This window comes from Microbacterium sp. C448, assembly GCF_000582705.2.
Lineage (GTDB): Bacteria > Actinomycetota > Actinomycetes > Actinomycetales > Microbacteriaceae > Microbacterium > Microbacterium lacus_A.
In genome coordinates, this window is the sequence record NZ_HG779699.1 from 20,122 (window position 1) to 35,439 (window position 15,318).

12 protein-coding genes and 1 pseudogene are annotated in these 15,318 nt (G+C 69.1%); 8 read left to right on the top strand and 5 right to left on the bottom strand.

Annotated elements, in window-relative coordinates:
* Positions 1 to 22: 22 nt before the first annotated feature.
* The 3 genes from MIC448_RS10190 to MIC448_RS10200 form a co-directional block, all read right to left on the bottom strand.
* Entirely contained in the window at positions 23 to 961 is a 939-nt protein-coding gene (locus MIC448_RS10190) for a phosphodiesterase (RefSeq protein WP_036299085.1), read from the bottom strand.
* 78 nt (positions 962 to 1,039) lie between these two features.
* Positions 1,040 to 1,375, bottom strand: coding sequence for a hypothetical protein (locus MIC448_RS10195; RefSeq protein ID WP_036299087.1), 336 nt, complete (start codon positions 1,373 to 1,375; stop codon positions 1,040 to 1,042).
* On the bottom strand, positions 1,372 to 2,628 hold the full coding sequence (locus MIC448_RS10200) for an inorganic phosphate transporter (RefSeq protein ID WP_036299088.1): 1,257 nt from the start codon (positions 2,626 to 2,628) through the stop codon (positions 1,372 to 1,374). The genes MIC448_RS10195 and MIC448_RS10200 overlap by 4 nt, the downstream gene beginning before the upstream one ends.
* Positions 2,629 to 2,911: 283 nt before the next feature.
* Here MIC448_RS10200 and MIC448_RS10205 point away from each other — a divergent pair, with 283 nt between their 5' ends.
* Positions 2,912 to 4,507: a molybdopterin-dependent oxidoreductase gene (locus tag MIC448_RS10205; RefSeq protein WP_051513569.1), complete on the top strand. Its 1,596-nt coding sequence runs from the start codon at positions 2,912 to 2,914 to the stop codon at positions 4,505 to 4,507.
* Between the two features lie 120 nt (positions 4,508 to 4,627).
* Here MIC448_RS10205 and MIC448_RS10210 read toward each other — a convergent pair whose 3' ends face one another.
* A complete protein-coding gene (locus MIC448_RS10210; protein WP_199484434.1) occupies positions 4,628 to 6,010 on the bottom strand; it encodes an amidohydrolase in 1,383 nt (460 codons plus the stop codon).
* Positions 6,011 to 6,233: 223 nt separating this feature from the next.
* Between MIC448_RS10210 and MIC448_RS10215 the strand changes: the two genes are divergently transcribed.
* The 7 genes and pseudogenes from MIC448_RS10215 to MIC448_RS10240 all read left to right on the top strand — a co-directional run bounded on the left by MIC448_RS10215 (position 6,234) and on the right by MIC448_RS10240 (position 14,223).
* Entirely contained in the window at positions 6,234 to 7,751 is a 1,518-nt protein-coding gene (locus tag MIC448_RS10215) for an aldehyde dehydrogenase (RefSeq protein WP_036299091.1), read from the top strand.
* 38 nt (positions 7,752 to 7,789) lie between these two features.
* On the top strand, positions 7,790 to 9,166 hold the full coding sequence (locus tag MIC448_RS10220; RefSeq protein ID WP_051513571.1) for an NtaA/DmoA family FMN-dependent monooxygenase: 1,377 nt from the start codon (positions 7,790 to 7,792) through the stop codon (positions 9,164 to 9,166).
* Positions 9,167 to 9,209: 43 nt separating this feature from the next.
* Positions 9,210 to 9,710, top strand: coding sequence for a thiamine pyrophosphate-binding protein (locus MIC448_RS10225; protein WP_036299093.1), 501 nt, complete (start codon positions 9,210 to 9,212; stop codon positions 9,708 to 9,710).
* On the top strand, positions 9,707 to 10,321 hold the full coding sequence (locus MIC448_RS10230; RefSeq protein ID WP_199484435.1) for a thiamine pyrophosphate-dependent enzyme: 615 nt from the start codon (positions 9,707 to 9,709) through the stop codon (positions 10,319 to 10,321). The genes MIC448_RS10225 and MIC448_RS10230 overlap by 4 nt, the downstream gene beginning before the upstream one ends.
* Positions 10,321 to 11,262, top strand: a pseudogene (locus MIC448_RS16715) (GMC family oxidoreductase); the annotation flags it as partial. The gene MIC448_RS10230 and the pseudogene MIC448_RS16715, both read left to right, overlap by 1 nt.
* A gap of 219 nt (positions 11,263 to 11,481) precedes the next feature.
* Positions 11,482 to 11,934: a GMC oxidoreductase gene (locus MIC448_RS16720; protein WP_373457227.1), complete on the top strand. Its 453-nt coding sequence runs from the start codon at positions 11,482 to 11,484 to the stop codon at positions 11,932 to 11,934.
* A 150-nt stretch (positions 11,935 to 12,084) separates the two neighbouring features.
* Entirely contained in the window at positions 12,085 to 14,223 is a 2,139-nt protein-coding gene (locus MIC448_RS10240) for a S9 family peptidase (protein ID WP_036299099.1), read from the top strand.
* 156 nt (positions 14,224 to 14,379) lie between these two features.
* Here the strand turns inward: MIC448_RS10240 and MIC448_RS10245 are convergent.
* Positions 14,380 to 15,318, bottom strand: a 939-nt coding sequence (locus tag MIC448_RS10245; RefSeq protein WP_207875933.1) for a hypothetical protein, incomplete at its 5' end; no start/stop codon positions are given.

The following is a 15,318-nucleotide window of genomic DNA, read 5'->3' on the forward strand; positions in this document are numbered from 1 at the left end:
AGAACTTCGAGCGCACTCGAAGTCAAGCGTTCTCGGACCCGCTTTTGTCGGGCTTGCGCGAGAACACCTCGAGTCGCTCCGCGCGGGTGAGGCGAGACATCCGTTCGTACCATTCCGGGGTGAAGTAGTCGCCGTCTGCCGCGCCAGCGACGGGCACGACCGAGTGCGTGATCGTGTTGTCGTAGACGTGCACGAGGTGGAACGACTGTCCGGCGTCCATCCCGTTGACCGACAGGGCGGGGCGGCCGATATCCATCGTGTAGCACGTCGCCGCGGCGACACTCACGGGGACTCCGGCGAACGTCCCGCTGGTGGAGTAGTGCAGATGCCCCGCGAGGATCGCGCGCACGTCGCTCCCGGCGATGACCTCGGCGAGGCGTTCCTGGTGCTGCAACTCGAGGATGTCGAAGAGGGGCACGTGACTCGGGAGCGGCGGATGATGCAGCGCAAGGATCGTGCCGAGCGGCGCCGGCTCGGTGAGGCGGGCGCGCAGCCATTCGAGCTGGGCGTCGTCCAGATCGCCGTGATGCCAACCGGGCACGCTCGAGTCGAGCGCGATCAAACGGAGCCCACCGAGGTCCCATTCGCCGATCACCGGCGCTTCGGTCGGATCGAGGCCCAGCAAGCCCTCGCGGAGGGCCGGGCGTTCGTCGTGGTTTCCCGCCACCCAGACGATGGGGCAGCCCCATTCAGCGGCGACGGGCTCGACGACTGTGCGGAGCCGCTCATACGCGTCGGGTTCGCCGAGGTCGGTGAGATCGCCCGTGAAGACGAGGGCGTCGGGCGTGAGCCCGAGCTCGACGACCCGCTCCATCGTGCGACGCAGGTTCGCCTCGGTGTCGTAGCGTCCACCCAGCGCGACGTTTTCGGCGAGCAGGTGGGTGTCGCTCAGGTGGATGATCGTTCGCTGGGCGGGCGGGTACTGCCCGAACTGACCACTGGCGACGGATGTCTCACTCACGCCCCCACCCTATGTCGAGGTCCGGACGCGCGCGGTGGGCCGCGAATGGCGGGTCGAACGTCACGACCGGGCGATGTGTCAGTGCCCGACGACGATGAGCACGAGGCCCGCGAGCACCGCGGCGGCGGCGAGGCCGAAGCATCCGTATGCCGCCCAGAGCGCGACCCGCCGCTGGCCGTCGGTCAACGGGCTCTTCTTCGCGGCCTTGGCCGCAGCTTTCGCGGCGCGGCGCGCCTCTTTCTCGGTGATGACCGCGATGGCGTCGGTGAAGTCGGCCGGCGCGACCACCGGCGCGCGCCCGGCACGCACGAGCATCCGCAGGCCCAGTGCGTAGAAACCCACGACGAGGACCGCGCCCGTGAGGGCAGCGATGAAGACCTGTACGAAGGCGAACCAGTTGATCGTCACGTTCACTCCCCCCGACCCTTTTCCGGGCGCCGCTCGGCGTCGGCTTCTCCGGCGGCGGCGCGTGCCTCTTCCCGTGCAAGCGCCCGCTGGCGACGGGTCGGGGGCGGGTTCCGCTTGACCTTGACGGCCTTGCCAGAATCAGCGACCTCGCTCATCGCGTTCGCGGCATTGACTGAGTTGCGACGCGACCGCAGGAACAGCGCGATAACGATCAGGACCGCCAGCACCGCGTCGATCACGACGCCCCAGGTGCCGAGCCACACCACGACCAGCGCCGCAGCCGCGCCCACGCCGCCGGCGGCCGGCAACGTCAGCAACCATCCGATCGCGATGCGTCCGACGGTGCGCCACCGGACGGTCGATCCGCGGCGTCCGAGTCCCGAACCGATCACCGAACCGGACGCGACCTGGGTCGTCGAGAGGGCAAAACCGAGGGCGCTCGAGGCGAGGATCGTCGACGCTGTGGATGCCTCGGCCGCGAAGCCCTGCGCCGGCTTGATGTCGGTCAGCCCCTTGCCGAGGGTGCGGATGATCCGCCATCCGCCCATGTAGGTCCCGAGCGCGATGGTCAGGGCACACGCCACGATGACCCACAATTGCGGGTCGGGCGAGGACTGCCAGCCCACCGTGATGAGGGCGAGGGTGATGACGCCCATCGTCTTCTGCGCGTCGTTCGTGCCGTGGGCCAGGGCGACGAGGCTCGACGTGAAGATCTGGCCCCACCGGAAGCCATCGCGGCCGTCGGGCCGACCGTCGTAGCGGCGAGTCAGGGAGTATGCGAGCTTGGTCGCGACGAAGGCGATGATTCCGGCGGTCAGCGGCGCGATCACAGCGGGCAGGATGACCTTCGACAGCACCACGCCGAAATCGATCGCCATGACCCCGACACCGACAAGTGTCGCGCCGATCAGTCCGCCGAACAGGGCGTGCGACGAGCTCGAGGGCAGACCCAGCAGCCACGTGATCATGTTCCAGGTGATCGCGCCGATCAATCCCGCGAAGATCAGCGCCGGAAAGACGGCCGCAGAGATCTGATCCTCGCGGATGATTCCGCCCGAGATCGTCTTCGCGACCTCTGTCGAAAGGAACGCGCCGACCAGGTTCAGGCAGGCAGCCAACAGAACCGCGACCTTGGGCTTGAGCGCGCCCGTCGCGATGGGCGTCGCCATCGCATTCGCGGTGTCGTGGAACCCGTTCGTGAAGTCGAAGAACAGGGCCAGAACGATGACCAGGATGATGATCAGGGCTGCGGCGTCCACTGTTCGCTTTCCGTCGAGGATCTGGGAGAGAGTGCCGCCGTGGGCGGCGTGACGAACGAACAGTTCACCGTCGGTTCAGGTTCCGTTAACCAGCCACGGAGAATCCTGACAGGACGTTCCGGCGCGGTCAACTCGCCCCGGACATCGCGTCGGAACTCGCGCATTCCGGCGGTGTCCGCCTGACGAGACCGTTGGCCAACGAGACGCCAGACGCAATCCGATAGCCGACCGGTCGCGAATACGAGGGTGCGGGCCAGAGTGGTGTCGCGGGGCGGAGACGATCATGGCGAAACCGATCAGGGCCAAGCGCGGCGGAACGAAACGGTTCTTCGGATGGTCGGCTCTCGCCGGCATCGTCAGCGCAGCGGTGTTCCTGGCTGTCGCCGAACTCTTGGCCCTGCTGTTCGCGCGCGGGGGATCGCCCCTCCTCGCGGTCGGATCGTTCGTGATCGACATCGTGCCGCAACCCTTCAAGGAGTTCGCGATCGCGACCTTCGGCGAGTACGACAAGATCGCCCTGCTCGTGGGCCTCGGCCTCGCGGTGCTGATCGCGTCGGCGATCGCTGGGGTCCTCGAGCTCGTGCGCCCACCGCTCGGCGCGGTCGCTCTCGGCATTGCCGGTGTCCTATCGGTCGCCGCCGTCGTGACCCGCGCGGGCGCAACCGCAGTCTCGTGGATCCCCTCGGTCGCGGGAGCGATCGCGGGTGCCGCACTGATCATCGTGCTGGGCCGGATGCTTCGGGCCTGGCGTACGGACAGCGCCCGCGCGTCCGACGCAGCATCGGGCACGGCCGACTCCCCCGCCTCGGGAGTTGCGCGACGCCGCTTCCTGCTGATCGGCGGCATCGCTGCCGCCGGGGCCGTGGTTGTCGGCATCGGCTCGCGTGTCGCCGGGGCCACGACATCCTCGATCGCCGCGATCCGGCGCGGACTGAACCTTCCCGCCCCCCAATCGACGGTGACGGTTCCCGCGGGAGCCGAGCTGGACATCGAAGGCATCTCACCGCTCTACACACCGAACGCGGACTTCTACCGCGTCGACACCGCGCTGACGGTGCCGAGCATCGATCCCGAGACGTGGCGCCTGACCGTCGTCGGCATGGTCGACACCCCGCTGGAACTGACGTTCGATGACCTGGTCGGGATGGGGCTGGACGAATACTCCGTCACCCTGACATGCGTTTCGAACGAGGTCGGCGGCGACCTCGTCGGCACCGCGAAATGGTGGGGCGTGCCGATTCGCGACGTCCTGCGCGCCGCGGGCCCGGCCGCGGGGGCCGACATGGTCCTCTCGCGCAGCGTCGACGGATACACGGCGAGCACGCCCCTCGAGTCCCTGACAAACGACGGACTCGACGCGATCCTCGCGGTCGCGATGAACGGCGAGCCCCTGCCCCTCGAGCACGGCTTCCCCGTGCGGATGGTCGTGCCGGGACTGTACGGCTACGTGTCGGCGACGAAGTGGCTCACCGAGCTGAAGGTCACCACTTTCGCCGACGACGAGGCCTACTGGACCCCGCGCGGGTACAGCGCCGAGGCTCCGATCAAGATGTCGTCCCGCATCGACACCCCTCGACCCGGCAACCCTGTGGCCGCAGGTCGGGTCCCCATCGCGGGTGTCGCGTGGGCCCAGACGGTCGGAATCGACCGCGTCGAGGTGTCGATCGACGACGGCGACTGGCAGGTCGCGAACCTCTCCACCGCGGTCGGTGTCGATACCTGGGTGCAGTGGTACGTCGACTGGGACGCCACCCCGGGCACGCACTATGTCACGGTGCGCGCGGTGAACGCGGCCGGCGAAACGCAGACGCAGGAGCGGGCACCGATCGCACCCGACGGGTCGAGCGGATGGCAGCGGACCCTCGTCACCGTCACGTAGAACTGCACGACGTGCAACGGGTCGCTTCGACAGGCTCAGCGACCGAACCCCCACGGTCACTGAGCTTGTCGAAGTGACCAGACCGACCCAAAACAGCCACGACGGGTCGCTTCGACAGGCTCAGCGACCGGCGAACAGGCCGTCCGGGTCTCCCTGCTCGGCCAGGTAGGCGCTGCGGCGCGCGAACAGGTCGGGGGCGAGGGCGCGGACGCGGTCGATCAGCTCGCCCATGTCCGCGGTCTGCAGCTCGCCGTCACGCACGACGATGTTCCCGTCGACCATCGTCAGATCGACATCCGACCCGCGCACCGCGTGCACCAGGTTGTGGTGCAGGTTCGCGTAGCCGCCATCGGCGAAGAGCGGAGTCATCCGCGGCGTGTGCGTCCGCACTGCGACCAGGTCGGCCTTGCGCCCCACCTCGATCGCGCCGAGCTCAGCGCCGCGCCCGATCGCCGCCGCTCCTCCGCGGGTCGCCATGCGCAGCACGTCCCAGGAGTCCATCGCCGCGGCATCCATCGTCCGCAGCTTCCCGAGAAGAGACGCAACCTTCATCTCCTCGAACATGTCGAGGTTGTTGTTCTCTTTCTCGCCGTCGGTGCCGAGCCCGACGTTCACTCCCGCGGCGAGCATCTCGGCGATCGGCGCCATGCCGCTCGCGAGCTTCATGTTCGAGACGGGGTTGTGCGAGACACCGACGCCGCGCTCGGCGATCAGGTCGACCTCGGATCCGTCCAACCAGACCGCGTGCGCGATCATGGCGCGGGGCACGTCGAAGAATCCGAGCTTCTCGAGCGCGAACATGGGCCGCATGTCGTAGCGGTCGCGGAAGTCGGCGAGTTCGATCTCGGACTCGCTGCAGTGCGTGTAGAGCCCCGTGTCGAAGTCGCGCGCCATCGCGATCGCGCGTTGCATTCCGGCTTCATCGGCATAAAACGGATGCTCCAGCCCGACCCACGGCATGATGCGACCGTTCGCGGCACCGGTCCACTCGCGCAGCATCCGTTCGTTGTCATCCAGCGTGTCGAAGTAGTCGAAGTCGGGGTGTTCGCCGACGTAATTGACGGTGACGACGCGGTTGCCCAGCGCCTCAGCCGCGCGCGCCGCACCGTCCATGTAGCGCCACATGTCGACCACCGTCGTGGTACCCGACAGCAGCCCTTCGGCGTAGCAGAGCCACGCGGCGGCCTCGGCCTCTTCGTGCTTCAGCACCCGGTGCATCGGGTCGATATGCAGCCGCAGCCACTCCCAGACCGGCAGGTGCTCGGCCGTGCCGCGCAGCATCCCCGAGTGGTGGTGGGCATTGACGAGCCCGGGCATCAGCAGGCGATCGGGCAGCTCGACGATCTCGGCGTCGGGATGACGAGCGCGTAGATCGTCGGCGTCCGCCACCTCGGCGATCGTGTCGCCGACGACGAGCACGCCCACCCCCGACAGCACGGTGAGGGCATCATCCATCGTCACGACGTGGTCGGGCAGAAGCAGGAGAGGAGCGGGGTGGGTCACCCGTCGAGTGTGCCGTCTCGATCCCGCCAGCTCGCCCGGATGGCGTCCACGAAACAAAGAGTTTACGAAGCGGATGCGGCGGGCCGGTCGTAATCCCGCAATAAAAACCAGCTCAAAAGCTATTTCCCGATATCATGAACCGAATAGTACAACCGCGATCGGTCGGCCTAGCATGGGGGTACTCCCCCGCGGTCGCCCGGCCTCGGTAGGTGAAGGACGCTCCATGAACCACACCATCCGGCCCCAGCGGCCAGACCTCGACCCGGCCGTCGCCGCGTTCCTCGATGCAGGCCCCCAGCGCCTCCTGATCGACGGCACCTGGCGTGCCGCGTCTTCGGGAGAGACCTTCCGGACCTGCGACCCCGCGACGGGCGCCCTGCTCGCCGAGGTCGCGCGCGCGACGGAGGCGGACGTCGATGCCGCCGTCACCGCCGCGAGTCGAGCTCTCCGCGCCCCGGAATGGGCCGACATGACACCCGCTGCCCGAGGCGCGCTGCTCTGGCGCATCGCCGACCTGATCGAGGCCCACGCCGACGAACTCGCGCAGCTCGAGAGCCTCGACCAGGGCAAGGCCTGGCGCACATCGCGGTTCGGCGAGATCCCCGCGGCCATCAATCAGTTCCGCTACTACAGCGGCTGGCCGACCAAGATCCTCGGCCAGACGATCCCGACGTCCCTCTCGCGCACGCCCCCGGGCAAGAAGGTCTTCGCGTACACGGTCCGCGAGCCCGTCGGTGTGGTCGCGGCGATCGTGCCGTGGAACTCTCCGCTACTCATGGCCTCGATGAAGCTCGCGCCCGCGCTGGCGGCCGGTTGCACCGTGGTGCTCAAGCCCGCCGAGGACACCCCGCTCACCGCCCTCCGACTCGGGCAGCTGCTCGTCGAGGCCGGGGTACCGGACGGTGTCGTCAACATCGTCACGGGCTACGGAGCCGAAGCCGGGAGTGCCCTCGCGGCGCATCCCGGTGTCGCGAAGATCACCTTCACGGGATCGACCGTCGTGGGCAAACAACTCGCGGCTTCCGCGGGTGCGGATCTTCGCCGGTTGACGCTCGAGCTCGGTGGCAAGTCCCCCTCCATCGTCATGCCCGACGCCGACCTCGACGCGGCGGTCGAGGGCATCTCGCGCGGCATCTTCGACAACGGCGGCCAGGTGTGCGTCGCGAGCGCGCGGGTCTACGCGCACCGGGATGTCTACGACCGGCTCGTCGCCGGCATGGCGTCGTACGGCTCGGCGTTGCGACTCGGGCACGGGCTCGACACCGAAGCCGACCTCGGCCCGCTCGTGAGCGCCCGACAAGCGGAGCGCGTGGACGACTTCATCCGCGAGGGCGCCGCCGACGGCATCGAGGTCGTGACAGGCGGGCGACGCGAAGGACCGCTCGGCACCTTCTTCGAACCGACCGTGCTGACCGGCGTGCGCGAAGACATGCGCATCATGCGCGAAGAGATCTTCGGCCCCGTCGCCGCGGTGGTGCCCTTCGACGACCTCGACGAGGTGCTCGGGTGGGCGAACGACACCCGATACGGTCTGGCCGCGAGTGTCTGGACCGAGGGGCTCTCGAGCGCGCACCGCATCGCATCGCGCCTGCAGTCCGGCACGGTGTGGATCAACTGCCACTCGTTCCTCGGACCCGAGCTGCCCAAGGGCGGGCACAAAGAGTCCGGGTGGGGATACGAGAACGGATCGCAGGGGCTCGAGAACTACCTCGAAACAAAGACCGTCGTCGCGCTCCTCTGATGGCGCACATCTGAGAAATACGGAAGTCGGATCGCGAGATGGAGATGCTGCTGGGCGCGTTCGAGATGGTCAATCCGAACAATGGAATGCCGACCTGGACCCACCCCGACGGACGCGGCGACGACTGGGACGACCTGTCGCACTGGACGAAGCTCGCGAAGACCCTGGATGCGGCCGGGTTCGATTTCCTGTTCTTCGCGGACACCTATGGATACCCGACCCTGGAGGGGCGCGTTCCCGACGAGACGATCGCCCACGGCATCCAATTCCCTGCGCTCGACCCGATGCTGATGATCGCGGCGCTCGCGGCCCAGACGACGTCGCTCGGCTTCGTGGTGACGTCGCCAACCGTGGCAGAGCGGCCCTATGGCACGGCACGCCGCTTCGCGACTCTCGACCGGCTGACGGGCGGACGTATCGGCTGGAACATCGTGACGGGGAGCTCGCAGGCCACGACCGACGCCCTGTTCGGCCTCGAGTCAGCAGCCCCGGGTGCGCACGACTCGCGCTATGACGCGGCCGACGAGTTCGTCGAACTGTGCCTGCGCTTCTGGGAGCAGTCATGGGAGGACGACGCCGAGGTTCGCGACCGCGCGCGCAACGTCTATGCCGACCCCACGAAGGTACGGCCCGTCTCGTTCGACGGCGTCCACCACCGCGGGCACGGGGTTTTCGCCGTACCACCGACGCCGCAGCGCACCCCCGTCCTCTTCCAGGCCGGCACCTCAGACCGCGGCCGTGCCTTCGCGGCACGGAACGCCGAGGCCGTGTTCATCCAGGGCCAGTCGATCCCGCAGGCGGCGAAGGTCGTCGCGGATGTCCGGGCCCGAGCGGTCGCGGCGGGTCGTCCCGCCGACGACATCGCCGTGATCAGCGGCGCCACAATCATCGTGGCCCCGACGAGCGAAGAGGCTCACGCCCGCCGTGCCGAACTCGACGCCCTGTACGCCCTGGACGATGCGGCGGTCATGTTCGCCGGGTTCACCGGGGTCGACCTGACCCGTGAAGACCCCGACACGCTGCTCGAGGATGTCGTGCTGCCCGCGGGCGGTGCACAGGGACAGACGCTGCTCGACCGATACCGCGCCCAGGGCAGCGTGCGCGTGCGCGATGTGCTCGACGGATTCCGGGGGCGAGGCATCCGCGGGTTCCTGGTCACCGGGTCGCCCGTCGAGGTCGCCGACGAGCTCGAGACGATCGCGCGCGAGACGGGGCTTGCCGGCTTCATGCTTGAGCCCACTTTCGGCGGGCTCGGCTGCTTTACGGACTTCTGCGAGCTCGTCGTGCCGATCCTGCGCGAGCGCGGACTGCTGGCGGATGCCCCGGGCCCGACACTGCGCGAGCGCATGCATCCGGGCGGCGGGCCGCGCTTGGCGTCGACGCATCCGGCCGCCGCGTTGCGCGCTCACGCCTGATCCGCACGTCCCGAACCAGTACCCGAACGCCGAGAGGACACCCATGCAGAAGACCGGAGTGGAGGCCGTGCTGCGCGGTCTCGAACGCGCGGGGGTGAGCGTGGCGACGTACCTGCCCGACTCGCTGCTGAAGGAGTTGTACCCGGCGCTGGACGCGGCCCCCGACATCCGCACCATCCCCGTGACGAACGAGGGCGAGGGTGCCGCGATCGCCGGCGGGGTGTTCCTCTCGGGCAAGCGCGCCGTGCTCGTGATGGAGAACTCGGGGCTCCGCGCCGCGACCGAGCACCTCGCGCGCCTGGGCCTGGGCTCCGGCATCCCGGTCGTCATGATCATGAGCTACCGCGGCGAGATGGGCGAGAACAACTGGTGGGCGATCCCCCACGGCATCACGATGGAGCCGCTCCTCGGAGCCTTGCGCATCCCCTACCGCGTCGTGCGGCGCGAGGACGAGATCGAACAGGCCATCGTCGACGCCTTCGAGTGGTCGTACACGGCGTACTACCACTCGGCCGTTGTCCTGGGTGGGGAGGTCGTCCGATGAGCATGTCGCGTTTCGCCTGTATGCAGGCCCTGGGTGCTCGGCTGAACGACGAGCTCGTCATCCTCTCGCTCGGCGGCGCCGTCGATGAGTGGTTCAACGCCGCCCCGCACATGCGCGAGGGGAGCCTGTTCCAGCAGCAGCTCGGATGCGTCAGCGCCGAGGCTTTCGGACTCTCGGTCGGACTCCCCCACCGTCGTATCGTCTCGCTCGACACCGACGGCGGGCTGCTGTTCAACCTCGGCATCTTGGCGACGCTCGGCAACGAGCAGCCGCGAAACCTCTTCATCGTGGTGTGGGACAACGAGCAGTACCAGTCGATCGGCGGACCGCGCACGCACACCGCGTCGGGACGCGTCGACCTCGCCGGCATCGCGCGAGCGGCCGGCGTCGAGAACGCCTACACGGTCGACACGCTCGAGGCCTTCGACGAGCACTGCGCCGCGGGCCTGGCCTCGACCGTCCCGTACATCGTCGTCGCCAAGACCGACGGCATCCTCGAACCCGGCATCAAGCGCAAGCACTCCGACGGGCGCGAGGACACGTACACCTTCGTCCGGCACGTCGAGCGCACCGAGGGCATCTCGATCATGGGTCCGAGCGAGCACAACTGATGCCGATCGTCGGCTCGCCGGTCGCGGAGTACGCCTCGCCCCGCGCGGAGTACGACTGGGTCATCGTCGGGGGCGGCTCGGCGGGGTGCGTGCTCGCGAACCGGCTGTCGGCGGATCCGGATGTCTCGGTACTGCTGATCGAGGCGGGACCTGCCGGCACCGGTCCGGACGGAACCGCGGTCGAGTCCATCGACCGCGCAGACGCGTGGGTCTCGCTCCTCGGCGGTCCGTACGACTGGGGCTACTCCTACACCCCGACGCCCCTCGTCGACGGACGGACGATCCCGATCCCCCGCGGGCGTGTGCTGGGCGGGAGTAGCGCGATCAACGCGATGCTCTGGTACCGCGGGCATCCATCCGACTACGACCGTTGGGGCACCGTCGGCGCGACGGACTGGAATGCCGCACTCATGACACGCCTGTTCCGGACCGTGGAGGACTGGGAGGGCGGAGCGGATGCCTGGCGCGGCGCCGGCGGGCCGATCCGCATCGAGCGGTCCCGCAACCCGCACCCGATCGCCGTTGCGCTCATGGAGGGCTCGGCCGAGCTCGGACTACCCGTCACGGATGATCTGAACGGACCCTCGAACGAGGGCGCAGCGTGGACGAACTTCTCGGCGACGACCGCGCCCGATGGGACGATGCGGCGTTGGAGCGCGGCGCGGGGATACCTCGCGCCCGTGCTCTCGCGCCCGAACCTGCATGTTGTGGTCGACTCGCCCGCCTTGTCGCTCGAGATCGACGGGACGCGGGTTTCCGGCGTCCGACACCTAGTCAACGGGGCGTCCGTGCTGACCCGCGCCGGGCGGGGCGTCGTGATGACGGCCGGCGCGATCGACACCCCGCGCCTGTTGATGCTGTCGGGCATCGGCGATCCGGACGCGCTCGGTGCCCTCGGCATCCGTCCCCGCATCGATCTGCCCGGCGTCGGCGCGAACTACCAGGACCATCCGCTGATCGAGGGCGTGACCGCCCGAGCCCGCGGGCCGCTCGGGCCGTTGCGCGACAACGGCGGCGGCGCGATGCTGAACTGGCGCAGCAGCTTGGCCGGGCCCGCACCCGACCTGCACGCCTTCGTCGTACAGGGACCCCATGCCACGGCCGAGGTGCGCTCCGACTACGACCTGTCGGGCCATGTGTTCGCGGTATCGCCGGGGCTCATGGATTCGCACAGTGTGGGGCACCTTCGGCTGCGGTCGGCGGACCCCGGCGTCGCCCCCGAAATCCAGCCGAACTTCCTTGCCGAGCGGCATGATCTCGACGCGCTCGTCGAGTCGCTCGACACCATCCACGACCTGTTCGGCACCCGCGCCTTCGCCGACATCATCGATGCGCCGCTGGCCCCGGGCGGGCGTCTTTCGCGGAAGGATGCCGAGCGATACGTCCGGCGTTCGGTGTCGACGTTCTTCCACGCGTGCGGCACGGCACGCATGGGATCGGACGACGACGCCCCGGTGACGCCAGAGCTCGCCCTGCGCGGCATCGAAGGCGTGTGGATCGCGGATGCCTCGGTCATGCCGACGATCCCCACGTGCAACACGCTCGCCCCGGTCTACGCGATCGCCGAGCGTGCTGCCGAGCTGCTCGGCGCGCCATCGCTCCCCGCCCGCTGACCCCGACCCCGGACCGCTCCCCTGGCACTTGTTGCGACGTGCGAGCCGTCCAAACCGCAACAAGTGCCAGGCGAGCGTTTCCGGAGCCGCAGTGGGTGGTGGCCGAGTAACGCCGGAGCCGCGCCCGGATGCCTCGGCTAACGTGGATCCGTGACCCACGACGCCTCACCGACCGAGAACGCCCGACCCCAGACATCCGCTCCCACCGCCCCGCGCGTGCCGCACAGTCGCGAGTTCCACGGCAACGTCGTCGACGATCCGTACGAGTGGATGCGCGCCAAGGACGATGCAGGAGTCATCGCGCACCTCGAGGCCGAGAACGCGTACACAGCCGGGCGCACGGCGCACCTCGCGGGACTGCGCGAGAGGATCTTCGGAGAGATCAAGGGCCGCACGCTCGAGACCGACCTCTCGGTGCCGTCGCGCCGCGGCGGGTGGTGGTACTACGGCCGCACGATCGAGGGCAAGCAGTACGGCGTGCAATGCCGCGCACCCCTGGCCGCACCGGACGACTGGACCCCGCCCGAGCTGACGCCCGGCGAACCGGTGCCCGGTGAGCAGGTGCTGCTCGATGCCAACGTCGAGGCCGAGGGGACGGAGTTCTTCTCGCTCGGATCGTTCGACGTGTCGGATGACGGACGCCTCATGCTCTTCGGCGTCGACGTGGCGGGCGACGAGCGATACACCATCCGTGTGCGCGACCTCGAGACCGGCGACGAGCTCGGCGATGAGATCCCCGGGACCTCGTCGGGCGCAGAGTTCTCGCCCGACGGCACCTCGATCATCTATTCCACCGTCGACGACGCCTGGCGCCCCGACACCCTGTGGCGGCACGTCGTCGGCACCCCGGTCGCCGACGACATCAAACTCTTCCACGAGCCCGACGAGCGCTACTGGCTCGGCGGTGGCTTCACACGCAGCGAGAAGTTCCTCGTGATCGGGCTCGGGTCCTCCATCACGTCCGAGATCTGGCTCGTCCCCGCTGACGACCTCGCCGCCGAGCCGCGGGTGGTCTGGCCGCGCCGCGAGGGCATCGAGTACTCGGTCGATCACGCAATCGTGGACGGCGAGGACTACCTGTACATCCTGCACAACGAGGATGCCCTGGACTTCGAGTTGGTCCGGGTCATCGCCACGGACCCGGCCGGCGAGCGCACCGTCGTGCGGGCGCACACCCCCGGCATCCGTCTGCTCGACATCGACTGCTTCCGCGACTTCGCGACGATCGAGTACCGCCGCGAGGGCCTCGCCCGCATCGGGCTGCTCGACTACGCGACCGGCGGTGTCGACGAGCTCGCGTTCGACGAGCCCCTTTACGCGGCGGGATTCGGCGGCAACCGCGAGTGGGCGCCGCCGATGCTGAGGCTCGGGTACGACTCCTTCGTCACACCCAACACCGTCTACGACTACCGACTGTCCGACCGCGAGCTGCTGCTGCGCAAGCGCCAGCCCGTGCTCGGCGGGTACCAGGCATCCGACTACGAACAGGCCCGCGTGTGGGCGACCGCGCAGGATGGCACGCAGATCCCGCTCTCCCTCGTGTGGAAGCGTTCGTTCGGCGATGCCGGCGTCGCACCGCGCCCGCTGCACCTCTACGGCTACGGCTCGTACGAGCACTCGATCGAGCCCCGCTTCTCGGTCGCGCGCCTGTCGGAGCTCGACCGTGGAGTCGTCTTCGCGGTCGCGCACGTGCGCGGCGGCGGCGAGATGGGCCGGCAGTGGTACGAGGACGGCAAGCTCTCGAGCAAGCGGAACACCTTCACCGACTTCGTGGACTGCGCACTGCACCTGATCGACGCGGGCTACACCACGCGCCACCAGCTGGTCGCCGAGGGCGGGTCGGCCGGCGGCCTACTCATGGGCGCGGTGGCGAACCTGGCGCCGGAGCTCTTCGCCGGCATCCTGGCGGACGTTCCCTTCGTCGACGCGCTCACGACGATCCTCGACCCCTCGCTGCCGTTGACCGTCATCGAGTGGGACGAGTGGGGCGATCCGCTCCACGACCCCGACGTCTACGCGTACATGAAGTCCTACTCGCCCTACGAAAATGTGCGCGAAGGAGTGACCTACCCGCGCATCCTGGCCGTGACGTCGCTCAATGACACGCGCGTGCTGTACGTCGAGCCGGCGAAGTGGGTCGCGCGTCTGCGCGAGGTCGGCGCCGACGCGTTGCTGAAGTGCGAGATGGTCGCCGGGCACGGAGGCGTCTCGGGCCAGTACAACGCCTGGCGCGAGCGGGCGTTCGAGCTCGCCTGGCTGCTCGATGTGCTGGGTGTCGCCGACGCCTGACGCGCGGCGGCTCCCCGGCCGCGTTCCACCTGGACGGAGGCGTGTCCCACTTCCCGTGACCCGTGTCCCACTTCGGCACGGTAATCGCGCTGCATACCGCGTCGAAGTGGGACATCTCATCGTCGGGCCGGACCCGCGGACGACCCCGACGCGGGCTCACGCGCCGTCGTGCCAGCCGGCACGGATGAGCGCATCCCGTACCCGCTCCACGGCCCGCACCGCCCCGTGTTGCATATGGACATTCAGAATGCGCACGTGCTCCCAACCCTGCTCCCGAATGCTGTCCCATCGGTCGGCATCCCTCGCGAATTGGCGCCGGTCCGTCTCGTGCACGCGGCCGTCGTACTCGGCACAGACGCGCCACCGCGGATAGGCGAGATCGAGTTCGGCCACCGGGTCCCCGATGCCGTCACGCAGAACCCAATTGATCTCCGGCTCGGGCAGCCCCCCACGCGTCAGCGCCAAGCGCAGGCGCGTCTCGCGAGGCGAACGCACGCCGTTGCGCACCTCGACCAATGCACGACGAAGGATGCCTCGCCGCACATCGCCCATCACTTCGATCTCGTCACGCAGCTGCTCCGACGTGGCCAACGGCCGCTCGCCCGAGAGCAGGTAGTCCGCGGCGGCGATGAGGTCGTCGAGAGCCCAGAGCGATCCGACCTGGCGCCACGCACGAACGGGGGTCTCGATCGGAAGGCCCACACGACTCATCATCACCGCCGATTGCCGCGCCTGAAGGCGATGACCGACCACACCGGGGATGCGGGGTTCGCGACTCGGTCGGTGCGCGGCCACGTGCAAGCGCGGACGATAAGGCCATTCCGGCATCGGCGCGCCCACCGCCTCGAGCGCGGTCTCGTGGCTGAAGAACTGCCAGCCTGCGAGCCGCGGCGCATACTGGGCGGCGATCTCGAGCGACGACGCCGGGACGGGTAGCGACCGCGACGTTCTCAGCCCGCGATGCGGCGACCGGAGGTCGCTGCGGGAGAGCCGTGCGGGGTTCACGCCCATCGCCCGCGCCTCGGACACCCGGAACACCGGAGGAAGATCGCTGGGAAGAGGCTCGGGGCGTCGCATCCGCCCAGCGTCCTGGAA